Annotated in this window: 16 protein-coding genes; 9 read left to right on the forward strand and 7 right to left on the reverse strand. The window is 53.5% G+C overall.

Features of this window, described 5'->3' with window-relative positions:
* Positions 1 to 34: 34 nt before the first annotated feature.
* Positions 35 to 613: an Lcl C-terminal domain-containing protein gene (locus tag MN202_RS09600; RefSeq protein WP_335735896.1), complete on the forward strand. Its 579-nt coding sequence runs from the start codon at positions 35 to 37 to the stop codon at positions 611 to 613.
* 79 nt (positions 614 to 692) lie between these two features.
* Here MN202_RS09600 and MN202_RS09605 read toward each other — a convergent pair whose 3' ends face one another.
* From MN202_RS09605 to MN202_RS09615, 3 genes are read right to left on the reverse strand one after another with little or no spacing between them, the layout of a single operon-like run.
* The gene (locus MN202_RS09605) at positions 693 to 1,151 is read right to left on the reverse strand and encodes a hypothetical protein (RefSeq protein WP_335735897.1); all 459 of its coding nucleotides are present in this window, start codon (positions 1,149 to 1,151) and stop codon (positions 693 to 695) included.
* 5 nt (positions 1,152 to 1,156) lie between these two features.
* On the reverse strand, positions 1,157 to 1,741 hold the full coding sequence (locus tag MN202_RS09610; protein WP_335735898.1) for a hypothetical protein: 585 nt from the start codon (positions 1,739 to 1,741) through the stop codon (positions 1,157 to 1,159).
* Positions 1,742 to 1,792: 51 nt separating this feature from the next.
* Complete coding sequence (locus tag MN202_RS09615; protein WP_335735900.1) at positions 1,793 to 2,398, reverse strand: DUF502 domain-containing protein; 606 nt, start codon at positions 2,396 to 2,398, stop codon at positions 1,793 to 1,795.
* Positions 2,399 to 2,827: 429 nt separating this feature from the next.
* On the opposite strand from MN202_RS09615, the gene MN202_RS09620 reads away from it, so the two are divergent.
* Positions 2,828 to 3,535, forward strand: coding sequence for an SDR family oxidoreductase (locus MN202_RS09620; RefSeq protein ID WP_335735901.1), 708 nt, complete (start codon positions 2,828 to 2,830; stop codon positions 3,533 to 3,535).
* A 30-nt stretch (positions 3,536 to 3,565) separates the two neighbouring features.
* Here the strand turns inward: MN202_RS09620 and MN202_RS09625 are convergent, their stop codons facing one another.
* Positions 3,566 to 4,459, reverse strand: coding sequence for a LysR family transcriptional regulator (locus MN202_RS09625; protein WP_335735902.1), 894 nt, complete (start codon positions 4,457 to 4,459; stop codon positions 3,566 to 3,568).
* A 130-nt stretch (positions 4,460 to 4,589) separates the two neighbouring features.
* On the opposite strand from MN202_RS09625, the gene MN202_RS09630 reads away from it, so the two are divergent.
* The 4 genes from MN202_RS09630 to MN202_RS09645 all read left to right on the forward strand — a co-directional run bounded on the left by MN202_RS09630 (position 4,590) and on the right by MN202_RS09645 (position 10,958).
* Positions 4,590 to 7,340, forward strand: coding sequence for a TonB-dependent receptor (locus tag MN202_RS09630; protein WP_335735903.1), 2,751 nt, complete (start codon positions 4,590 to 4,592; stop codon positions 7,338 to 7,340).
* Positions 7,341 to 7,389: 49 nt separating this feature from the next.
* Positions 7,390 to 8,316, forward strand: coding sequence for an N-formylglutamate amidohydrolase (locus tag MN202_RS09635; RefSeq protein WP_335735904.1), 927 nt, complete (start codon positions 7,390 to 7,392; stop codon positions 8,314 to 8,316).
* Entirely contained in the window at positions 8,309 to 9,706 is a 1,398-nt protein-coding gene (locus tag MN202_RS09640; RefSeq protein WP_335735905.1) for a YfcC family protein, read from the forward strand. Before MN202_RS09635 ends, MN202_RS09640 begins: the two co-directional genes overlap by 8 nt.
* Positions 9,707 to 10,277: 571 nt before the next feature.
* On the forward strand, positions 10,278 to 10,958 hold the full coding sequence (locus tag MN202_RS09645) for a hypothetical protein (RefSeq protein WP_335735906.1): 681 nt from the start codon (positions 10,278 to 10,280) through the stop codon (positions 10,956 to 10,958).
* A 25-nt stretch (positions 10,959 to 10,983) separates the two neighbouring features.
* Here MN202_RS09645 and MN202_RS09650 read toward each other — a convergent pair whose 3' ends face one another.
* The 3 genes from MN202_RS09650 to MN202_RS09660 form a co-directional block, all read right to left on the reverse strand.
* Positions 10,984 to 13,365, reverse strand: coding sequence for a fatty acid cis/trans isomerase (locus tag MN202_RS09650; protein ID WP_335735907.1), 2,382 nt, complete (start codon positions 13,363 to 13,365; stop codon positions 10,984 to 10,986).
* Between the two features lie 61 nt (positions 13,366 to 13,426).
* Positions 13,427 to 13,549 (reverse strand): hypothetical protein, encoded by a 123-nt coding sequence (locus MN202_RS09655; RefSeq protein ID WP_335735908.1) that lies wholly within the window; start codon positions 13,547 to 13,549, stop codon positions 13,427 to 13,429.
* Positions 13,550 to 13,584: 35 nt separating this feature from the next.
* On the reverse strand, positions 13,585 to 14,322 hold the full coding sequence (locus tag MN202_RS09660; protein ID WP_335735909.1) for a hypothetical protein: 738 nt from the start codon (positions 14,320 to 14,322) through the stop codon (positions 13,585 to 13,587).
* A gap of 198 nt (positions 14,323 to 14,520) precedes the next feature.
* Here MN202_RS09660 and recC point away from each other — a divergent pair, with 198 nt between their 5' ends.
* Genes recC through recD form a run of 3 tightly spaced genes read left to right on the forward strand, consistent with a single transcriptional unit; the run spans position 14,521 to position 23,535 of the window.
* A complete protein-coding gene (recC, locus tag MN202_RS09665) occupies positions 14,521 to 17,913 on the forward strand; it encodes an exodeoxyribonuclease V subunit gamma (protein WP_335735910.1) in 3,393 nt (1,130 codons plus the stop codon).
* A complete protein-coding gene (gene recB / locus MN202_RS09670; RefSeq protein WP_335735911.1) occupies positions 17,910 to 21,608 on the forward strand; it encodes an exodeoxyribonuclease V subunit beta in 3,699 nt (1,232 codons plus the stop codon). The genes recC and recB overlap by 4 nt, the downstream gene beginning before the upstream one ends.
* Positions 21,598 to 23,535: an exodeoxyribonuclease V subunit alpha gene (recD, locus tag MN202_RS09675; RefSeq protein WP_335735912.1), complete on the forward strand. Its 1,938-nt coding sequence runs from the start codon at positions 21,598 to 21,600 to the stop codon at positions 23,533 to 23,535. Before recB ends, recD begins: the two co-directional genes overlap by 11 nt.
* The last annotated feature ends 1 nt before the right edge of the window (position 23,536 follow it).

The raw sequence follows: 23,536 nt of genomic DNA on the forward strand, positions 1-23,536 counted from the left end.
CAATGACGTGACGATCAAAATTAAGGACAAATCTATGAACGCAGTATCAAGGATATGGGTAGGATTATTGCTGATTTGCGTGACACCAAACGCTTTAGCTGCTGCAGTTTGCACCCATATCAATAATGAAAACGTTAATGTACCCTTTAGCACACCAAGCAGTGATTTTATTGTGCATAACGATGGCACAGTAACCCATAAACCAACTGGCTTAATGTGGATGCGTTGCAGCATAGGGCAGGTCTGGGATGGTGAGAGCTGCAGTGGTGCCGAAAGCCGCTTAGACTGGCAAAATGCGTTGGCGCAAACTGGTACCAGTTATGCCGGTTTCACAGATTGGCGGCTGCCTAATAAAAATGAGCTGGCTTCTATTGTCGAGCGACGTTTTTGCTACCCCAGCATTAACAGTGCTATTTTCCCAAATTCACCTACAGGTTGGTTTTTCGACGATGCTCGCTATTGGACATCTTCGCCCAGCCCAAACGTCTATTCTGGCGCGATTGATAACAGGTTTGTTTGGGTTGTCGGATTCGGACAAGGTTCCATTACCATTTGGAGTAAAACTGATGTGGGAGAGTCAGGCAAAGTACGGTTGGTGCGAACCGCACAATAGTTTGATTCTTAACATAGAGCGGTTGATCAATAGCGATTGGTCTCTACCCGGCAGGCTGTGAATGTTGCTGGGCTGATAACTAAACAGCGGGTTTTTTTCTTTGTAAATGCTGCAAAAAGCGCACTGCAGACTCGCGTTTTTCACCGATACTGTCGCGCCCGGCTATCAGTGGATAACGCTGCTCTGCGTCCAGCAGAAAATCAATTAGCTGTTGTTCGTCAGTTGACGTGCGTTCTGCTTCACCTTGGAAGTGGAGTGGACCATCACAGAGTTTTTCAACCGGCTTGACGGTGCCGTGGTCGGCACAGCTGTCCCAGTGCAGCTCGTAAAACAAGTAGGGTTCAGGCCCTAGTTTAAAGCGGGCAATTAAGAAACCTTCGTAATCGGCATCCCAAATCCCCACTTCAGCATTACGGGCAAATATACGATAACAGCTGCCGTGTTGCAGGCTGCTTAGAGACAAATAGCCGGTATTGTTTTGCCAGTATTCAAAGAATTGGCTGTAGCTGGTGTAGCTTGAGTTGGGATTGGATGTCACCTGGTTTACTCTTTACGTTGCTTGTTGCCCACGGTATTCAGCGGCAGTTTTAGCGCTGAATCTAGAAAATAACGTTCTACGGCGGCACTGATATTCAGGCACATGCCATTTTTCTTTAAAGTGATGTTGGCATCCGCTATCAACCACAGAGAAATTTCAGCTTGCTGACCAGACTGCTGCACTTGATGAACAAGGCTGCGGATCTGCTCGTCAAATTGCTTGCGCCGGGCAACAGCGCCTTTCCAGGCTTTGTCATCACAAGGGATGCCGTGAATAATTTTTAGCAGCTTGTTGATATTGTCGTCAATATTGTCGCTGTGCCAGGACACATACTCGCCGCTAGTTTCGTTAAGACGTAAACTACGCCGCTGTAAAGTACCGGAATAGTAACCGACATACAGGATATTTTCCTCGCAATAGCCATCACCTAAGCAGATGAGATAGCAGCCATTTTCTGCCTGCAGATGTGTAAGGTTTTCCAGCTGCAAAACCGTTGGTTGCTGCCAGTTTTTGTATGGCTGCTCAGAGATGAAAAACTGACCGGCTTTAAAAAAATCGAACCCCAAAAATGTCCTGACCATGTTATCCATTGATATTCGATCCTTGCTGAGCTTTTGCCGAGGTTAAGGCAGGTCGTCGCGCTATTTTTTAATGCTAGCTTTACTGCTACCCAAGCCAGCACTCAGCGTCAGTTGCAATGCCTCAGCCGGTTTCATATCAATATTACGGGTACAGCTGCGTGGCACGATAATGGTGTAGCCACCGACGTTGTAGGCCATTGGAATAAATACCGCCAGTTGCTCATCCTGCATTAGCGACGACATGCGGTCATCCGGCTGGCCGCCTTGTTTGGTAATAATGCCAATCAATTCAATTTCGGAGCCGGGTAGCTTTACCATAACCACTGAGCCATCGGCAAAGTTTTTGCCCGACATCAGCTCGATAATATCCTGCAACATGCCGTAAATCTGGCTGGTGCCGGGTAGCTTAAGCATAATTTTGCCGGGTAATTGCCATAGCCAGTTAAAACCCGACCAACGCGTGCTGTAACCTATAACCATACATAGCAGTACAAAAGCTAATATTGCCATACCAGGCCAATACCAGCTGCCGGGCAGCACCAGCTTTAGCAGTGGTGCCAGGCCGGTTTCCACGGTTAGCAGTAACCAGCGCAGCAGTTCTACGGTGATGATTAGCGGCAGCACTATAGCTAGGCCGGTTAACAGGCTTTTGACGATGATTTTCATAAGAGTCCTATACTGCTTAGCGCATGAATGGCAATAGGCCTTGCCATTAGTTGCCTTATTAGTGTATTGAGTCCGGATAGTTTTAGGCATTGTATTGCCGGTTCGACTGGGCCAACTTTGATTCTCAGCCGCATCACTATGGTACAAATTGCGAAGATGAATTTAAAGGTATGTATTTTCATCCGCCATTTCGGTTAATGAGCTGACAAGTATAAGCAGCCTAAAGCAATTATGAGCTGTTGTCTGTGCCAACTGCAATATTGCCAGCGGCAGCGGCAGCGGCAGCGGACTGGGACTGCGATATTCTGAACAATCTTCTTGTGGTCAAATAGCAGATGGTTAAAAGGTAGCTATGTTTTTGCGGGAGGTGATGCCGGAATTCGTCAGTCATAGGGGTATGTCATTACATCAAGTTTAAAGGAGAGCAAAATGCAACTTAATCAAGAGGTTGTCTTTATCAGCGGTGCCAACCGCGGTTTAGGGTTGGCTTTCGCCCGCGAGGCGCTGGCGCGCGGTGCTAAGAAAGTTTATGCCGGCGCCCGTAAGCCAGAAAGCGTCACGCTGGCCGGGGTTATTCCGGTAAAGTTGGATGTGACCAATGAGCAGGATATCGCAGCTGTTGCAGCACAGTGCAGTGACGTCACTTTGCTAATTAATAACGCTGGCGTTGCCGAAACCGGCAGTTTTTTAAGCACAGCCTCTGAGGCCATGTTGCTCAGGCAACTGGAGGTTAATGTACTGGGCCCGTTACGTTTAACCCGGGCGTTTTCGCCTGTGTTGGCCAATAACGGTGGTGGCGCTGTGATAAATGTGTTGTCAGTCGCCAGCTGGGTCACAGGCCCTGTGCTGGCCACTTATGCCGCAACCAAATCTGCGGCCTGGTCGCTAACCAATGCGCTAAGGCAAGAGCTGGCTGCACAGCATACCCATGTACTGGGTTTACATGCCGGCTTTATTGATACCGATCTGACTACAGGTTTAGATGTGCCTAAAGTATCACCACAGTTAATTGTGACCGCCGCTTTTGACGGCCTGCAGCAAGGCGCTATGCAGGTGCTGGCAGATGATATTACCAAACAGGTGCATCAGGCTTTATCGGCTTATCCGCAGGTGTATTTGGTCGCTGCGCAGCAATAGTGGCTATATAGCAGCAAACCGGCGGGGCGATTATTTTTCTGCCTCGGCAAAAAAAGCCATGCAGTGCTGATAAAACGCCTGCACCAGCCTGGGCATAGGTGCATGCGCAGAATGAATAAAACCGTACTGGTGGGAGATGGTATCCTGCAGCGGAATAAGGCTGATGTTGTCGTCCATGTATTGCATAGCAAGTATCTGATTAATAATGGCAATACCAAGGTTTCGCTTCACAAAGGCACAGGCAGTTGCCACATTATGTGTTTCCAGCCGCACTTGTAAGTTAACGCCGGCACGGCGAAACAGTTGTTCCAGGTTTTGCCGAGATGGCCGGCCCTGGCCCAGCATAATCAGTGGCTCACGGCTTAATTGCTGCAATGAAATACTGCTTTGCTTGGCCAGGGCATGATGTTTGGGCACAGCACATATCATGGCACTGCTCAGGATAGGGTAGCTGATTAGCCCCGGGTGCTGCTCGGGCAATTGAATAAAACCACAGTCTATCGAGCGTTGCGCTACCAGTTCACGCGCTTGTTGTGGGCTGTGCGAGTCAAGGCTGACAGAAATAGCCGGAAACCGGCGAATAAAGCTGGCTACTGCATCGGCCAGCGGGCCGGAGCTGAAACTGGCCGGGGCGACTATTGTCAGCGAGCCACTGTCAATACGGCGCATGCTCTGCGCCAGCGCCAAAAACCGATCCGCGTTGTTTAGCAGCATGTCAATTTCGCTACTTAACCGCTGCGCCTCAGCAGTAGCAATTAACCGGCTGTGCTCGCGATAAAATAACTGAAAGCCAACCAAGTGTTCCAGCGATGCCAGTAACCGGCTGACCCCCGGCTGGGTTAAGCCCATTTGTTTAGCAGCGGCGGTCGCCGAGCCGGTTTGCATAATAGCGCGAAAACTTTCCAGGCTTTTCAGGTTTAACATGGCGCCTCAGTTTGTGATAACAAAAAGTTATTGGTGTATCAGTATTAATCATAATATTGCATAGCTCTTGACCCTTTGCTAGCTTTCGTTGCAATAAAACAACGATGAAAAATCGCAGCAGGGTGACAGTATGAAACGACAACAGTACAACTTATCCGTGTTAATGCTGGCTATGTATGGAGCAGTGCTATCTCCGGCGCTGGCACAGCAAAGCACTACCGAACAAAGCACTGGCGGGCAAACCACTGAGGCTAAAGTAGAGAGAATTGCCATCACCGGTTCGCGTATTTCCCGTCGCGGTGAAACCGAAGGCAGCCCGATCCAGACCATCAGTAAAGGTGATATGGAAATAAAGGGCGCATTATCGCTGGGTGACGTCTTGCAGGAGATGCCATCAGTGGGCGGCAGTTTAAATGACAACGGCAGCGCCGGTACCAGCCACGGTACTGCCAGTGTTAATTTACGCAATTTGGGCGAAAACCGCTCGTTGGTATTGGTTAACGGTAACCGCTGGGTAAACGGTGCCGGTAGCCGTGGTTTCCGGGATTTTGTTGACTTAAACACCATTCCGCTGGCCATGATTAACAATGTTGAAGTGCTGCAGGATGGCGCAACCGCCATTTACGGTGCCGATGCGATAGCCGGCGTGATCAACCTGCAAACGCTGAAAGACTATAGTGGTGCCAAGGTAAAAACCTATGTTGGCCAAAGCAGCGAGAGCGACCGCGAAACCATTAACTTCGATGCGGTGACAGGCACCGACATTGGTCAGCATAACCTGATGCTGGCGGCCAGTTTTTCTAAGCAAAAGCCAATACTGACACAAGATCGCGATCTTACCGCGGTACCGCTAAACGGCTTGTCGTTAGGTACCGGCGAGGGCTTGTTCCGCGAAGCGGCTTTGCAAAATATACTGGGCTTTACTATTCCCTCGCAAGGCATTACCCGCGAGCCGGGCAGCGATGGCAGTAATATTGCCAACTGGCGCGCCGCAACCTCTGCCGATCGCTTTAACCGTTACCATGATAATTACGTGGTGGGCCCCAGTGAACGTATCAGCCTGTTTGCGCAGGGGGTATTTCAGCTGGGTGATATCGGCGTATTCAGTGATACAGAGCTGCGTATTGAAGCCTTACACAACGAACGCCAGTCTGATCAGCAGTTTTCCGCTGTGGTGCCGATTGTCAATGGCAGCCGTGGCTTTGTTATCGCTAATGATCCCCGGGTAAATCCGTTTGGTGTCGAGTTTTCCGGTAGTGACTTTGTTGCAACTAATTTCTTTGTTGACAATGGCTTACGCCGCAATGAGCAGAAGGTAAACACCAGTCGGTTAGGTGTGGGGATAGAAGGCTTTTTACCCGGCGACTGGGCATGGGATGCGTTTGTATCCTGGGCAGAAAACAAAGGCCGCTTTACCTCGAATAACCAATTACACCTGGATAAACTGGCACTGGGTTTACGTGCCTGCAATGCCGGCGGTATTACTGCCAATATCAGTGATTTGCAGGCCGGGTGTGTGCCGGTAAACCTGTTTAATCCGCTGACTCCGGCGATGGTAGATTATATTAACTTTACCGGTGTAGACCGCAACCAAACCCAACAGTTACATGGCCGCTTTAACCTGACCAACGCCGTTGCCAGCTTACCGGCCGGTGATGTGCTGGTAGCGGCCGGTGCTGAATACCGCAAAGAAAAAGGCACTGACACGCCGGATCAGGTGATTAACTCGCCGTCGCGGGTCATTAATTACAATACCACGTCGTCGTCACCACGTACCGGTACCGCAGGTGAGTATGATTTGTATGAAGCCTACGCCGAAATCAATATTCCGTTGTTACACGAGCTGCCATTTGTTGATTACCTTGAAGTCAATCTGGCCAGCCGTTACTCGGATTACAGTACCTTTGGCAGCACCACTAACAGTAAAGCCGGCATTATTTATCGTCCGCTACCCGAGCTGATGCTACGGGCAACCTGGGCAGAGGGCTTTCGTGCCCCTTCTTTGCTGGAACTTTACGAAGGCGAGCGCGAATCATTTTCACCGGTAACCGATCCCTGCTCGGCCAATAAAGCCTTAGCGGGCTGTGGCGGTGTGCCGGCCGGCTACGTGCAGGAAGAGTCAAACGTACCGATTACGGTTGGCGGTAATATACTGCTGCAACCGGAAACCTCGGTAAACCGTTCTGCCGGCTTAGTGTATACGCCTGAGCAGCTGGAAAACTTTAGCCTGACGCTCGATTGGTACAGCATTCGCATTGATAACACCATCAGTACTTTTGGTACCCAGAACCTGCTGGATCTCTGTGCTTTTACCGGCCGTAACTGCAACGTTATCAGCCGTGATAGCAGCGGCAAGATCAGCAATGTCACCGACGGGCCGGTAAACCTGAACCGTACGGAAGTGTCGGGTGTGGATGCGGTTGCGCGTTACCGCCTGAACAGCGATATCGGGCGCTGGGACGTTAATTTAAGTGTGAGTAAACTGAATGAATTAGTGGAAACCTCAACCTTAAATGATGGCAGCCAGGTGTTGTTAGACAAAGCGGGCACAGCCGGGGTGCGTGAGTCTTATCCTGAATGGCGGGGCAGTTTATCAACACAATGGCAGCATAACGCCTGGTCAGCGGCCTACACTTTGCGTTACATCGGTGACAGCACTGAAATATATGCCAATGCACCGCGTCATATCGGCTCGGTGGCCTATCATGGTGTATCAGCCGGTTATAAAGTGACGCCGGAACTGGCGTTGCGTGCAGGTATCAATAACCTGTTTGACAAGCAGCCGCCGGTGTCACTGGTTAACGTCAATATTAACTTTGACCAGCAAACCTACAATGCTGTCGGGCGCTTTTATTACTTGCAGTTGAGCTACGAGTTCTAATGTTAACCTGTCCGGGTGGCTCTGGCTTACCCGGCAATGGAAACCTGGTATGACGCAACATAATGATGTAATCAGCACTGCTGCAATGGCGTGTAGCAGTACTGAAAGTAATGACAGCTTTCAGTTGTACCTGCCGCAACAGCACTGTGTGCCGCTGGTATTTGATTCGCCGCACAGTGGTATGCAGCTGCCGGACGATTTCAATACGCAGGCTAGCCTGCAGCAGTTGCAAACCGGCTGGGACGCCTTTATCGACGAACTGTGGGCGCCGGCTACGGCCTTAGGTGCCAGCGTAATGGCGGCCAGGGTGTCACGGATGTATATCGATTTAAACCGCGCGCCGGATGATATTGCGCCGCAGATGTTGGACGGCAGCTGGCCGGGCGTGTTAAATCCTACGGCCTACAGTCAGCGGGGCATGGGGCTGCTGCGTCAGTGGTCTTTACCGCAAATGCCTATGTACAGTGCGCCGTTATCGGTGGCAGCGGTGCAACAACGCATCCAGCGCTACTATCAGCCCTATCATCAGCGGTTACGGCAGCTGTTGGAACAACGCTACCAGCAGTTTGGCGCGGTATGGCATATTAATTGTCATTCGATGAAGTCACGCGGCAATGCCATGAACATCGACGCCGGTGCCAGCCGTGCTGATATTGTGGTGGGTAACCGGGATGGGCAGTCGGCAGATGGTCGTTTTACTGCCCTGGTGGTAGATAGCTTTCGTGCGCTGGGTTACAACGTCAGCCTTAATTACCCATATAAAGGTGGCTATTTAACCCACTGTTTTGCCAACCGCAACCAGCACCGGCATAGCATCCAAATTGAAATTAACCGCCAGCTGTATATGGATGAAGCAAACTTTTGCCGACATCAGGGATTTACCGGGTTGCAGCAGCATTTGCTGCAGGTAAGCACGATACTGGCCGACTACATTAGGTCGCAGCCGGTAGTAAAAAAAGGCAAACATCATGACTGAACCTGCGACTACCGCTAAGCCGGCTCCACGTAACCCGATTGTCGTACTGTTGTTTATTTTAGTGCTGGCAGCGTCCCTGACTTATCTGCTGGATTCGGGCAGTTATCAGCGCGAAAACGGTTTGGTGGTGCCGGACAGCTATCAGACAATTGACAAAGACCGCTCTGTGCTGCATTTAGCCGGCAGTGTGAAATACGCCCCACAAGGCGAGGCACGGCCGGTGGGCGTGGCCGATGTGCTAATGGCCATACCTCAGGGGCTGCAACGCGGTGGCGGCTTAATATTTATGGTGCTGGTTATCGGTGGCATGTTTGGCATTTTAAGCGCGTCGGGTGCGGTAGATGCCGGCCTGGAGCGCATGCTTGGAATGGTGCGGGGTAACGTTTACGGCCTGGTCGTTTTTTTAATGACCGTTTTTGCGCTGGGCAGTACCTTTCTTGGCCTGGCGTCGGAATACCTGCTGATTATTCCGCTAATGGTCGAGCTGGTGCGCCGCATGGGCATGCCACCGTTAATTGGTCTGGCCATAGTGACGGTGGCGGTGAAAGTGGGCTATCTGTCGTCGGTAACCAACCCGTTACCGCTTACCATCGCTCAGCCGTTACTGGGCTTGCCGGTTTTCAGCGGCGCTGCTATGCGTGCAGTGTTCTTCCTGTGCTTTTTGCTGGTTGGTGTGCTTTATGTGTTGTATGCCATCCGCAAACAGGGTTTTACCACGCAACCTGCCAGCGACATAGTAAGTGGCAAACTCAGCCTGCGGCATACGCTGATGTTATTAACCTTGCTGGTTGGTGTGGCCGGCCTGGTGCATGCTTCAACTGCCTGGCAATGGCACAACCCGCAACTCACTGCGTACTACCTTGGCTTAAGTATGGTGCTTAGTATTCTCAGCGGCATGGGGGCCAGTGCTGCAGCCGATGCGTTTGTCGCCGGGATGAAAAAAATCCTGTTGGCGGCCATGCTAATTGGCCTGGCGATGGCAATTGCCATTACGCTGGAAAATGGCCGGGTATTAGACAGCGTGGTGCACAGTCTGGTGTCACTGGTAGGGGCAGACAATGCCTATCTGGCAGCTATCGGTATGTTTGTCTCACAATTACTGCTGGACGTAATGATACCGTCAACCTCAGGCCAGGCTGCGGTTAGCATGCCCATTCTCGGCCCTATGGGGCAGTTGGCCGGCGTATCGCCGCAAAATACCGTGCTGGCGTTCTTATTTGGTAACGGCATAACCAACATGATTACGCCAACGTCGGGCACTTTGCTGGCATATCTGGCTACAGCACAGGTAGGCTGGACCCAATGGGCGCGTTTTATAGCCCCGCTGGTGCTGATTTTTGCCGTAATGGCCGCGTTGATGCTGATGTTTGCCGTGTATATTGGCTTTTAAAGCGCCGCACGACGCAAAATTGCCGATCCCAGGTTAGGTGAAACACAGTTAAAGTCAGTGGTTACAACAGGCATTTCGCCCCGGTCGGTATACTGGCGTATCGGGGCGGCGACGGCTCGTTCCCGGCAGGATTGCCAGGTACATCAATAAAAGCCGGATAAGAAATTGAAAAAGTGCTTACCTCATCTGTTCCACAAACAAGCAGGAAGCATATTTCACGCCTTATTGTTAAAAGTCAGATAAAACAAAACACTAGGCCTTATGCATTTGGATCTCGATGTGATTGTGTAAAGAATTGTAGCAGCCGGATCCGCCTGCAAAGCCCGCCGGCATTGGCGGAACTGCCAGCGTAATGCCGGGAATTAGTCTAGTATTTAAGCCGATATCCTGTGCAAACTCAGGGTGAATGTAACAGCAAAACACAAGCGACAACCTGCACCGGATAGTTCTTATCTGGCAAGCTTTTGGCATCATTAGTGTCACTCAGAGTTGTGTAATTGCAGAGGCAACTTTAAGCGTTCGATGACGGTGCGAGATACTCGCTGAAATATTCACGCTAAGGAGAAAACCGATGTCTGCGCAACAAGATAAATTACTTGCCGCTGTACACAAGCGCCTGGATGAGCTGCAGCTTGAGCTGGAACGTTTAGCCGAGGCCGGTTCTGCGGCACCGGCTGAAGAGAGTGATGATGACAACACTTCGACTACCACTGAGCAAACGACGGGCTGTGGCAGTGGCATCATTCCGGTGCTTGCCGTAAACAGAGGTGCCGATACGCCGCTTACCATGGGCGAGCAGGAAGTGAGTTTAAAAGGCAAAATTGTGCAAAAGGCCGGTGAAGTGATCGCAGAGCAGGCGGCAGATGAAATTGCTGCCAAGCTCAGTGCAGGGCCAATAACATCATCATCAGGCGCGGTAACTTACCCCTGTGGTTTTAGCGGCGAGATTAGCGTTGAAGGTAACGGATCTTTTACTACCACTTTTTGGTGGAATGCTACTGATGGTGAAATTGCTGACTATGCACCGACGGCAAACGAGCAAACAAAACGCCAGGCCGATACCGGTTTGCAGGCTCAGCTGGCGGCTTTGATTACATCTGGATGTGAGGCTCCGTGTAAACCAACGCTGAAAATCATCGGCGATGTGAGTTATCAATACGGCAGCAGCCGGACAGAGGTAGGCAAATTTACCACTGATGTTACCTACACCTGCAAGGCGACGCAGAAAGTGAAGCTTACCTGTTCTCAGTAAATGCAGTAGACGCGTCCACATATATCTAGCGGTTTTCCAGCCGGTTGTAGTCCAGCCAGCCACTGTCTACCGGATGTTGGCGCATAAACTGCCGGTTTAGCTGATCACTAAAGGCCCAAAAGTCGGCGGCCGTGCGCCGCACACCGAAGTTGTCCAATAGTTTGGCGTAGTCTTGTTCGGTTTTAATTTGCCCGGCCTGTACTACCAGCCTGGCTAAATCGGCTTCTTTTAGCCGCCAAAAGGCATTGGGGTAACTGCCCAGCAGGCCGTATACCAATGTCATATTGTCATCTGCCAGGTTACGGTTGTCGGCTTCGCTAAACAGGCTATTAACGTTGTAATGCGCACTGTTACGCAGCAGAGTAAATGGTTGCGGTTCGGCGCCGTTGCCGGGTTCTATTAGGATCATCGTCAGCTCGGGCAAGATAGACGCCGTGCTGCCACTGATGTTGGCTAATTGCTGCAGCAGCGCCAGGCTGTTACGGCTGAGGTTGGCCTGCTCCAGCTGATATCGCTGTGGCTGCACCTTGGCGAGATGTTTGGCAAGGCTTTGATATAACTCTGCTTTGTGATTAGCGCTTTTAAAGCTAAGCCCGCTGGGCTGAGCAAAGGAGTTAATGTCATCGCGGATAAACGCCGTCAGCTCGACACCGGCTTTTTGGTACCAGCTGTTAAATTCGCGCCGGCGCACCTCGGGTGGCAAAAACGCCAGAAAATTCGACTCGCCTTCCATGCGCAAAAAATCCATATACAAGCGCGTCATCAATTGGTGGCCATAATTGCCATACACATCAAAGCCGGCTACCAGCAGGTAGTGAATACGCTCCAGCAGCGCATAGTCAATGACCCAGGCCGTTTTCGGTGCTTGGCCAATCAGGCCTTTTACCACTGTGGCATTGTCAAAATGGCGGAATATGGTCAGGCTGGCGTTGTCGTTGCTGCCATCACCCTGCCAAATGCCATTTAAGCTAAGATGGCGGCCATCTTTTAGTGCCGTGTTAAGAAACTTGCTGCGCGCACGCACATAGTTGCCCTGACGTTTGGCAAAGGCGGCCCAGCTAATTGCCAAAGCGGTACTTTCTTTTTCTGCCGGTAGATGCAGGTTTTCGCGTTGTGACAGATAAAAAGCGTCCACTTCGGCGCTGCTGGCCAGCTCGGGGGCAACAAAATACACCCAGAAATGGTCGTTTATCACGTTCAGCGCCACCTGGCCGCGGCACACCGGCCCTTTTATGTAGCCCATAATGGTGTTTTCGGCCCGTTCCAGCATAAAACGGTAGCGCGCATTAACCGGCAGTTGGGCAAAGGCAGTCAGCGGGTTGGCCGCCACTTCGGGGGCATATCCCGGTAGAGTGTTGACCTGATAATCAGCCTCAACAAACCTTTGCTGCCATTTCGCCAGCAGGTCGGCGTTAATGTCGTAGGGTTGATGGGTTTTATTAACTATAGTGGCCGTTACCGGCTGCAGCCGGTAGTACACCCGGCTTACCTGCGGATCGTCGAACGGCCGGCGGCTGGCAATAACGGCAATAGGTTTACCCGGTGCGGTTGTGGAGCGCACCAAATGGTAAAACTGCGGCGTTTCATCTTTCTGCTGCAGTGCGCTGAAGTACAGCTGAGAGGTAAACAGGTGCTCGTAAATATAGCGCGCGCTGAGCTGCATTTTCAGGTTGTCGGCATTTAGCCATTGCTCCAGCTTAGCGACTTCGGCCACTTCATCATCCGGCAGCGGTGGCGCTTCTGGCATGGCGGCGCCTTGTTTTAACCAGTTAAGCATTAAGCTGTGTTCGTCAGCGCTTAAACCGGGCAAACCATAAGGCATACCGGCCAACGGCTGGTTTTTGGCAAAGTGGTCAAATTCTTCAATAGTGGGGCAGCTTTGCTCACGATCCAAACTAAAATCGAACGGCTCAGGCAGGATATCGCCTTGCGGCAGTGGCTGTTGCTGTTTTAACAATAAAGAGCGTGCCAGTACTGAGGCCTGCGTATTGGCCTGCATATTTTGTGAACGCTCATTTAATACCGGAAAAAAGCCACGTTCGCGCCACTGCAGTGTGCTGTCGGCATCAATAAATAAGCGGTTAGGGGTAGCGGCCAGTAAACGGGAGCCATCGTAGACTTTTTCTTTATGTGCACCGCGCTCAATACCGGCAGTAGAAGACATATTTAACTGGCAGGGCGAGTCATAACAGGCATGGCACACCACACAGCGCGATTCGATAACCGGCTTAATATGCTGATTGTAATGCTGGTTTAGCGGGCTATCACCGGCGGGCGTGGCGCGGTTGCTTACCGCGGCTTTACCGTATTGCTGGTCTAAATCCAGGCTGGCCAGTGCCGCGCAGCCGGCGCAGATCAAAACCCATAACAGCAAATATCTTTTCCAGCGATGAACAAAAATAGACATAGTCGTTCCTGTCTGGTGTGGCTATATTGTCGTCAATGGTAACGTTTTAGCGATGAATATTCTAACGATACAGCATGGCAGCTGCTGTTGCCGGCTGATATTGGCCGGAGCGGCTAGTCGCTTCGTTATCAACGGCTTTAGGCTGCAGCCAGGCTTGCGGTGGTAAGAAGGGTATTCTTGTCAATACACTAATACCCTGGGTTGAAGCTTATATTGCTGTTATTCGGTAGCCATAACACGTGCGCCGTTACGGTCTACCACAAGCAGATAAGATGCTCCTGGTTCGGCAGAACATAAATCGAGCGCTTTACCAGCCACTTTAAGGCTGTTAGCGCAATTATTTACTTCCAGATAAGCCGTCACTTGACCTTTCTCGGTGCTTAATACGTTATTACCGTCAACCGACACAGCATAGTTAGCATCGGCAAATAAACGTACGTTGAACGTGTCTGATTTAGTGTGTTGCTTTCTGGTAACAATCGACATTGTTTTGCCGCTTGTATCTTCCCAGGCGATTACCCACAGTTTCTCATCGTTATTTAACACTCTGGTGCTGCGTTCTTCGTTGTTTTTACTGATACTGTCCCTGACGCCTACGTTGACTATATTGTTGATAGCCTTATAACTGTAGTGGTAAGGCGTGCCGACTGCATTGGCCGGTACATCGCGCGTCGCCAGATTGTCGGCATCAAACAGACCGCTGTAACCACCATTAAATGTGCGTTTGGCTACATGCAAATCTGCCATCTCACTCCAGGAATTGATCAGCGTAACACTGGCACTGTGTGTTAGCTTCTCTTCCAACTCATCCGAACTGCCGCTACAGCCGATCACTGCACTGGCTACGCCGAATATCAATACAAAACCTAATCCCTTACTCATGTTCGCCATCACGATCTCCATAAATTTAAGTAAAATCCAGCTAGCTGGCGTGCTGTTTTGCAACACCTTTTCCATTAGCAATACAGCCTTACATGCTCATCGGTAATGAAGTTGTCGAAAAAAGGTTAACACCGTGCTGTAAGCGCAGGGAAGTTGATAATTGTCTGCAAATTGTCAGGGTTAGCAGCTTAACGACAGCCATTTCACTGCTGCGTTCTCAAATGCAGGCCGCTGTGCTAACCTGCCAGCATGTTGTTTTGCCGAAGAATTCGTATGCCAGAAGCCGGTTTTGTTGTCATTCACGCCAATCAGCTGGAAACGCTGCGCGAGCTGTTGGTGCAATGGCTGAGCAAAGACCCCGTGCCGGTGCTGGGTACTGAACAAATACTGGTGCAAAGTAACGGCATAGCGCAGTGGCTGAAAATGGCGCTGGCAGAAACCGCCAACGGCCACCCCGGCATTGCCGCCGGCTTAAAAGTGGAGCTGCCAAACCAGTTTGTCTGGCAGCTGTACCGGGCGGTGCTGGGCGACGACATTCCTACCAGCCTGCCGTACGACAAAATGAACCTGAGCTGGCGCTTACTGGGCATGCTGCCACAGCTAACCGACGCCGTGTATCAGCCGCTGCAACGCTATTTGCAGGACGACAGTGATGGCCGTAAAAGCTATCAGCTGGCGCTGCGTTTAGCCGATTTGTTTGACCAATACCAGGTATACCGTGCCGACTGGCTGCAAAGCTGGCGCAGTGGCAGCAATTTGTTACCCAACAGCAAACAACAACAGGTGGCAGAAGATCAACTGTGGCAACCGGCGCTGTGGCGTTTGCTGCAAAGCCAGATGGCCAGCGTGGTGGGGGAGTTGGCATTTTCCAGCCGTGCTGACGTGCACAGTACGGCACTGCAGGCATTGCAACAGGGTAAACTGGCGCGGCCAGACTTACTGCCGGATCGCATCGTGATATTCGGGGTATCGTCACTGCCACAACAAACGGTAGAGCTGCTGGCGGCACTGGGCGCACAGCGTCAGGTACTGCTGAGCGTGCTTAACCCGTGCCGGCATTTTTGGGGTGACATTTCCGCCGCTAAAGATGACGTGCGCGCCGCGCAAAAACGTCATGGCCGCAAACCTGGCCTGCCACCGGTGCTGGATACCGATGCTCTGTATTTGCATGCGCCGATATTGCTGGCCAGTTTGGGTAAGCAGGGCCGCGACTATATCAGCCTGCTGGATGCCTTTGACCACAGCGAGCAATATCAGCACTGGTTTAACGGCCGTATCGATTTATTCTCTGAGCCGGTAGCCGATGTTGCGGCTTTACCGCTGTTAGCCCAGCTGCAGCAAGACATGCTGGAGCTTAACCCGACACCGCAGCCGCCGCGGCTGTTAGCTGCCGATGACGATAGTATTAGTTTTCACCTGGCCCATAGCCGTCAGCGTGAAGTGGAAATTTTGCAGGACAACCTGATCGCCGCCTTTGCCGCCGACCCTGAGCTAAAGCCGCGCGATGTGATCATCATGACGCCCGATATCAGCCAGTATCAAAGCCATGTGCATGCCGTGTTTGGCCGCCTGGCGCATGATGATGCGCGTTTTTTGCCTTACACCCTGGCCGATCAAAGCCTGCGCGGCAGCCAGCCGTTAATGCTGGCGCTGGAATACCTGCTGGATTTACCCGGCCAGCGTTTTAGTTTAAGTGATGTCTGTGACTTACTCGATGTGCCGGCCATTCAGCGCCGCTTCGGTATTAACAATGAGGCACTGCCGCAATTACGGCTATGGCTGACCGAAGCCGGCGTGCGCTGGGGGCTGGATGCCCAGCAGCGCGCCAGCCTGGATTTGGCCGCGCCCGGCAACAGTTACAGCTGGATGTTCGCTATAGAGCGGATGTTACTCGGTTTTGCCATTGGTGATGTGCCGCTGTGGCAAGATCGCGCGCCCTATGCCGAGGTAGCGGGGTTGGCCGCCGCCGAACTGGGGCCGGTATTGCAGTTTATTCAGCAGTTAAAACGCTGGCATCTGCTGTTATCCGGCCAAACCGGGCATAGCCTGAGCGGTTGGCAACAACTGCTGCTAAGCGACAACGGCTTGCTGCACAGTATGTTCGATTTTAGCGACGAGCAGGACCAACTGATTTATGCCCGCTTAACCGAAGCCATTACAACACTGGTGGCCGCAGGCCAAAGTGGTGATTTCAGCGCCACTGTGCCCTTAGCGGTATTGCGCGACGCCTGGCTGGAACAAGCCGGCAGTAGCGGCTTAAGTCAGCGCTTTTTAGCCGGCAGCCTGACCTTTTCTACCTTAATGCCAATGCGGGCCATTCCGTTTAAGCGCATTTATTTGCTGGGCCTTAACGATGGCGATTACCCGCGCTCGCGCATGCGCGATGATTTTGACTTAATGGCCGGCGACTACCGGCCCGGCGACCGCTCGCGCCGTGATGACGACCGCTACCTGTTTTTAGAAGCGCTGCTCAGTGCGCGCGCCGCCTTGTATTTAAGCTGGGTGGGCCGTGATATCCGCAACAACAGCGAACTGCCACCCAGCGTACTGCTAAGCCAGCTGATGGACTTAGTCGACAGCGGCTGGCAGCACCCATCCGGGCAAAAACCGTCCGTGGCGCTGTGTCACAGTTACCCGCTGCAGCCGTTTTCACGGCAGTATTTTAATGGCAACTACGCCACCTACGCCCATGAATGGCAGGGCGCCCATCAAACGTCTGCGCCGCTAATCAGCCACAGTGCGCCGCTGCCCGAGCTGCCACTGTTAACCTTGCGCCTGCTGGACGATTTTTTAGCCAATCCGTGCCGGCACTATTTACAGCAACGCTTTAAAACCCGCTTTTACAGAAGCGAGCTGGCCAGCGAAGACGCCGAACCCTTTGCGTTAAATACGCTTGAGCTGTATCAGCTAAAACAGCAGTTGTTGCAGCAGCTGTTAATTGAGCCCGAGCTCGACGTCGACGCCGCTATGGCGCAACTGGCGCGCGAAGCCAAACTGCCACTGGCGTTATTTGGCAGTTTAAGCGCGGCTGAAATTGGCCGTGAAGCCAAGGTAGTATTTGCCCGTTACCGTGCCAGCGGTATCGACTGGCAGCGCCGCGCTACGCCGCTAAAACTGATGCTTAACCCGGCGGGCATTATGCTGCAGGACAGCTTAACCAATGTCTATCAAAGCCGCTGTGGTCAGCAGGCTTTGTTACAGCTCAGGCCCAGCGCTATCCGCAATAAAGGTGAGCTGCGCTGGCACACGCTGCGCACCAGCTGGCTGCAGCAACTGGCTGCCAATGCCCAGGGTGAGGCACTGACTACCCACCAGTTTGGTCTGGACGATGCGGTGCAGTTATTAGCCCAGCCGCAACACAGCGCCGCCTTGCAGTTAGATGCGTTAGTGCAGTACTGGCAGCAAGGCCTGCAGCAACCGCTACCGCTGATGCCAAAAACCGCGCTGTGTTTTGTACAAACCCAGGACGAAGCCAAATGCCGCGAACTGTTTGAAGGCGGTTATAACTTTAGCGGTGAGCTGGAAAGCGCGCCTGAGCTACAACGCTATTACCCCGATTTTGCCAGTTTACAGCAGGCCGGTTTTGCTGCCTGGGCGCAAAAGCTGTATGGTCCTCTGTTGCAAACCCCGCTGGCAGAGCAAACTAAGCAGGAGGGTGGCGCATGAGTGCAGTACAGCCGTTAGATGCGCTAAGTTTTGCGCTGCATGGCAACCGCCTAATTGAAGCCAGCGCCGGTACCGGTAAAACCTATACCCTGGCCGCGCTGTATTTGCGTTTGGTGCTTGGGCATGGCAGTAGCGCGGCAGCGGGCGGCAGCGCTAACGCCAATACAGGCGCAGGCTTTAGCCGGCCATTACTGCCACCGGAAATCTTAGTCGTTACCTTTACCCGGGCGGCCACCGCAGAGCTGCGCGATCGCATTCGCGCCCGGCTGGTCGATGCCGCAGCGGCATTTCGCCAGGGCCACAGCGATGATGAATTTATCAGCCGCGTACTGGCCGATATACCCCCACCGCACTATGCCGCTTGCGCTGCGCGCTTAAGCGCCGCCGCCGAGTGGATGGACGAAGCGGCCATTTTTACCATACACGGCTGGTGTCAGCGCATGCTGGCCGAACACGCCTTCGACTCCGGCATGCGCTTTGGCGAAGCGCTAAGCGATGATAATCAGCAGCTGCTGCATATGCTGGCCTGTGATTACTGGCGCCGTTTTTTATACCCGCTAGACAATGCCACGGTATTGCAGGCACTGGGGGCTATTGCCACATCGCCGGCCGACTTACTTAACGATATCAGGCCCTGGCTGCAGGCCGATGCGGTAAACCTGCAATTTAATGCTGCTGGCCAGCCGTTGCCTGATGCGTTAAGCCCGGCCGCTGCGGCAGCGCCGCTGCTACAGTGGCAAACCGAACTGGATAACCACTGCCAGCAACTGCAGCAGGCGTTAAGCGCCGATGCGTTAATGTTGCTGGACGACGCTTACGCCAACGGCTGGTTAAACGGCAATAAATACCGCGCCGCCAGCTGGAGCGCCGAGCGGCAGTGGTGGCAGGCTATATTGGCCGAGCCGAAACGGCTAAACAGCCGCGACGCCGACTTTGCTGCCATGGTGCAAAAATTCAGTGCCGCTAAGCTGGCTGCGGCGCAAAAGAAAGGCCAACCGCTACTTAGCCACCCGTTATTCGAGTTGTTTAACCACAGCTGTACCTTGCTGGATAACAAACCCGAGCTGGCGCTAAGTGTGCGCCACCATGCCGGCTTATGGCTGGTGGCCGAGTTTGCCAGCCAGAAACGGGCGCGCGCCGAGCTCGACTTTAATGATTTATTGCTGCAACTGCATCATGCCTTACAGGGTGAAGCCGGTACGGTATTGGCAGCGCGCATTCGCGCCCAGTATCCGCTGGCAATGGTAGACGAATTTCAGGATACCGATCCGCTGCAGTTTGCCATTTTCCGCGCCATCTATCCCGATGTGCAAAGTACTGACACCGGCCTGATCATGGTTGGCGATCCTAAGCAGGCCATTTACAGCTTCCGCGGTGCCGACTTACACACTTATTTGCATGCCCGCGAGCTGACGTCTGGCCGCCATTACAGCCTTAGCACTAACTTTCGTTCGACAGAGCCTTTGGTGGACGGGGTAAACCAGTTGTTTACCCTGGCTGAGCAGCAGCGCGGCGCCTTTGGCTTTGGCAACAGCGACACTACGCCACTGCCATTTTTGCCGGTTAGGGCCAGAGGCAAAACAGCCCAACTGATGCTGGCAGGCAACCCGCTGCCGGCGGTAAATTACTATCTGCCGGACACCGATGCCAGCGAGCTAAAAAAAGGTGGCTATCAGGCGCTGATGGCACAGGCCTGCGCCGATGAAATAGCCAACTTACTGCAGCAGGCCAGTGCCGCTCAGGCCGGCTTTGCCAGCGATAACGGCTTTGACGCGCTGCAACCGGCTGATATTGCTATCCTGGTGCGGGATCGTAACGAAGCGGCCCTGATCCGCCGTGAGCTATCGGCCCGTAATGTGCGCTCGGTTTATTTGTCAGATAACGAATCTATTTTCCAAAGTGCCGAAGCGCAGGCGGTACTGCAGTGGCTGCGCGCCTGCCAGCAACCGGACGATGAAAGTTTGCTGCGCGCGGCGTTGGCGCTGCCGCTGTGCGATAACAGCGATACCCAGCTGGCGCTGTGGTTTAACGACGAGCAGGCCTGGGAGCAACTTACCGAGCAGGTGCGGGAGTTTCGCCAGATCTGGCGCTTTAAAGGCGTACTGGCAATGCTAAGCAGCTGGCTGCATTATTTTGCCCTGCCGGCCAAGTGGCTGGCGCAGGAGCAAGGCGAGCGGCGCTTAACCAATGTGCTGCATTTGGCTGAGTTGCTGCAAAGTGAAAGCCAGCAACGCGACGGTGAAAGCGGCTTACTGCGCTGGCTGGCCGAGCAACTGGATAACCCGAAAAGCGGCGATGAGCAGCAGCTGCGGCTGGAAAGCGATCAGCAGCTGGTGCAGGTGGTTACCATCCATAAAAGTAAGGGCCTGCAATATAATCTGGTATTTTTGCCCTTTATCTGCGGCTTTAAAAGTGCCAAAAAAGGCCAGCCGCAACGCTACTTTAATGGCAGCCAAATGGTGCTGGACTTAACGCCGGATGACGCCGCTTTACAACAGGCCGAACACGAGCGGCTGCTGGAAGACATCCGGTTATTGTATGTAGCTCTGACCCGGCCGGTGTATGCCTGCTGGTTGGGCTTAGCACTATTTAGCGAAGGGGCGTCGAAAAAAAGTAAGCTGGTGCAAAGCGCTGTGGGTTATCTGCTTGGTGTCAGTGACGAGCCAGACCTGCCAGAGCTGACAGCGCTACTTGGCGCACTACCCTGGCAGCAGCGGCCGATACCGGCGCCCTGCCGCTTTAGTGCGCCGCAGGCACACAGCGCCCTGACACCAGCGCTTGTACTTGATAGCGCGCTAAAACGCGAAGCCTGGTGGATCGCCAGTTATTCGGCATTACGCACCGGCAGCACACCAGACGGCGCAGCGGCAACGGCGCAACTGGCTGCCGATACCGCCCTGGATGCCTTGTTGCAGGAAGAAGCGAACGAGCAGCCAGCCTACAGCGAGCAGCAGCTGTCGATACATGATTTTCCGCGCGGCGCGGTGCCGGGCACCTTTTTACACCAGTTACTGGAAGATGCGCAGCAGCACGGCTTTGCCAACTGCGACGCCGGCTTTATCAGCGCCTTGCTGCAGCGGCGTTTAACAGAGCAAAACTGGCTTGACTGGCAGCCGGTGTTAACGCCCTGGCTGGCGCAGATGCTACAAACGCGGTTAGTCGGGGCGCAGTTAGCCTTGTCGGGCTTGCAACAGGTACGCGCCGAGCTGGAATTCTGGCTGCAAAGCTGTCACGTCAAGGTGTTGCAGCTGGATGCGCTGGTAAGCGCCGCCATCTTACCCGGTCAGCCACGGCCGGCGCTGCTGCCCGACACACTTAACGGCATGCTAAAAGGCTTTATCGACTTAACGCTGCAAGGCGGCGATGGCCGCTACTGGGTACTGGATTATAAATCAAACTGGCTGGGGCCGGATGACAGCGCCTACAGCGAGCCGGCCATGCAACAAATGCTGCTGCACAAGCGCTACGATGTGCAGGCAGCGCTGTATATGCTGGCACTGCACCGCTTGCTAAAACTGCGTCAGCCCGGTTATCTGCAAGCACCGCAGCAGTATATCGGCGGGGCGCTGTACTGGTTTATCCGCGCGCCTGCGCCGGGCCAGCTGCTGCTAGAGGCCGATGTTAAGCTGCTACGCCAGTTAGACGCCTTATTTGCCGGTGAGCCGCTGCAGAGGGAGACTGACCATGCAGTTTGATTTATTCAGCAGTAGTAAAACCGCCGACAGCGCGCTGACAGATTTAAGCCAGATGCAGGCGTTGTTGCAGCGCTGGGCCGACAGGCGCTGGCTTAGGGCACTGGATGTGCAACTACCGCATACCCTGCATCAGCTGGCGGCCGAGCCTAAGCCATTGGTGTGGCTGCTTACTGCCTTGTTATGTCATCAGTATGGCCGTGGCCACAGCTGTATTTTATTGCAGGATCTATTGTCCGATCCGGATGCTTTGCTTAGTTTGCCGCCACAAAACCAGTTTTTACAACGCTTTAGCGACCGGCCGTCTAACCTGCTGCAAGGCCTGACACTGCAGGATTATCAGCAGGCGCTGGCGCAAAGCCGTTGGTTGCAGGGCGAGGCCGGCGCGCCTTTGGTGCTGGCAGACAACCGGCTGTATTTACACCGGCTGTATCAGGCCGAGCAGCAGGTAAAACAGCAGTTAGCACAGCGGCTAAATGCGGTGCTGCCGCTAAGCGCTGAGCTGGCAACCGGGCTTGAGCGGTTATTTCCACCCGGCGGGCCAGGCCAGCCAGACTGGCAACGACTGGCCTGCGCTATGGCGCTGCAGCGGCGTTTTGCCATTATTACCGGTGGCCCGGGTACCGGCAAAACCACCACAGTAGTAAAACTGCTGGCGCTGTTGCAGCAGGGCGCAGAGCTTAACCACACCGAGCTGACGATCAAGCTGGCCGCCCCCACCGGTAAGGCCGCGGTACGCTTAACCGAGTCGATTAGCGGCGCGCGGGCGAAATTGTCTCAGCAATTATCGCCGCAGCAGCTGCAGCGTTTGCCAACCGAAGTGACAACCTTGCACCGGCTGCTGGGCGCGGTGCCAAACCGGCGCAGCTTCCGCCACCACCCTGACAACCCGCTGCAGCTGGATGTGCTGGTGGTTGATGAAGCCTCAATGGTCGATTTAGAAATGATGGCGGCACTGCTCGCTGCACTGCCCGCGCAGGCGCAGCTGGTATTGCTGGGCGATAAAGATCAATTATCCTCAGTAGAAGCCGGCTCAGTGCTGGGTGATTTATGCCGCGGTGCCGAACTGGGCGGTTATAACAGTAGCAGCCTGGCCTTACTCAGCCCGTACAGCGATTTGCCGTTAACTAGCTGGCAAGGAGACGGCAGTGCGCTTAATCAGGCCACAGTAATGCTGCGCCACAGCCACAGGTTTGATGCCAAATCGGGTATTGGCATGCTGGCGGCGGCAGTTAACCTTGGCGATACGACCGCGCAGGCGTTATTTGACCAGTTTGCTGATATCAGGTTGTTAGCCGGCAATACGCCCGAGGCAGTAAAAGCCACTGCGCTGGCGGGCTACCGTGAATATCTGCAGCTGATGCAGCAAAGCGCAGACAATACACAGAGCGGGCGCGAACAATGGGCGCGCACTGTGCTGGGTGGCTACAGCCGTTTTCAGCTGCTGTGTGCGCTACGTAGCGGTGACTGGGGCGTGGAAGGCTTTAATCTGCTTATTGCGCAGTGGTTAACGGCAGCTGGCTTAATTGATGCCAGAGCACAGTGGTACGCCGGCCGGCCGGTGATGATGCAGCGCAATAACTACAGCTTAGGCTTAATGAACGGTGATATCGGCATTACGTTGCCAGACCCGGACACTAACCAGCTGCGGGTGGTGTTTCAGCTCTCTGACGGTACGCTAAAGTGGGTGCTACCCAGCCGCTTAACCGAAGTCGAAACCGCCTTTGCCATTACGGTGCATAAATCGCAGGGCTCAGAGTTTAACCACTGCTGCCTGGTGCTGCCGCCCGATAACAGCCCGCTGTTGAGCCGCGAATTGCTGTACACCGGCATTACCCGCGCCAAGCAACAGTTTAGCTTATTGTGTGCTAACCCGGCGCTGTTGCACCAAGCCATAGCCCGGCGGGTCGCCCGCAGCAGCGGTTTATAAC

It is taken from the genome of Rheinheimera muenzenbergensis, from assembly GCF_036984005.1.
GTDB lineage: Bacteria > Pseudomonadota > Gammaproteobacteria > Enterobacterales > Alteromonadaceae > Alishewanella > Alishewanella muenzenbergensis.

Bases quoted from the DNA above. Each gene is read 5' to 3' on its own strand.
- MN202_RS09620 (WP_335735901.1), top strand. From the start codon at position 2,828: ATGCAACTTAATCAAGAGGTTGTCTTTATCAGCGGTGCCAACCGCGGT.
- recB (WP_335735911.1), top strand. From the start codon at position 17,910: ATGAGTGCAGTACAGCCGTTAGATGCGCTAAGTTTTGCGCTGCATGGC.
- MN202_RS09610 (WP_335735898.1), bottom strand. From the start codon at position 1,741: ATGGATAACATGGTCAGGACATTTTTGGGGTTCGATTTTTTTAAAGCC.
- MN202_RS09635 (WP_335735904.1), top strand. From the start codon at position 7,390: ATGACGCAACATAATGATGTAATCAGCACTGCTGCAATGGCGTGTAGC.
- MN202_RS09645 (WP_335735906.1), top strand. From the start codon at position 10,278: ATGTCTGCGCAACAAGATAAATTACTTGCCGCTGTACACAAGCGCCTG.
- MN202_RS09600 (WP_335735896.1), top strand. From the start codon at position 35: ATGAACGCAGTATCAAGGATATGGGTAGGATTATTGCTGATTTGCGTG.
- recC (WP_335735910.1), top strand. From the start codon at position 14,521: ATGCCAGAAGCCGGTTTTGTTGTCATTCACGCCAATCAGCTGGAAACG.
- MN202_RS09650 (WP_335735907.1), bottom strand. From the start codon at position 13,365: ATGTCTATTTTTGTTCATCGCTGGAAAAGATATTTGCTGTTATGGGTT.
- MN202_RS09660 (WP_335735909.1), bottom strand. From the start codon at position 14,322: ATGGAAAAGGTGTTGCAAAACAGCACGCCAGCTAGCTGGATTTTACTT.
- MN202_RS09640 (WP_335735905.1), top strand. From the start codon at position 8,309: ATGACTGAACCTGCGACTACCGCTAAGCCGGCTCCACGTAACCCGATT.
- MN202_RS09615 (WP_335735900.1), bottom strand. From the start codon at position 2,398: ATGAAAATCATCGTCAAAAGCCTGTTAACCGGCCTAGCTATAGTGCTG.
- MN202_RS09625 (WP_335735902.1), bottom strand. From the start codon at position 4,459: ATGTTAAACCTGAAAAGCCTGGAAAGTTTTCGCGCTATTATGCAAACC.
- MN202_RS09630 (WP_335735903.1), top strand. From the start codon at position 4,590: ATGAAACGACAACAGTACAACTTATCCGTGTTAATGCTGGCTATGTAT.
- recD (WP_335735912.1), top strand. From the start codon at position 21,598: ATGCAGTTTGATTTATTCAGCAGTAGTAAAACCGCCGACAGCGCGCTG.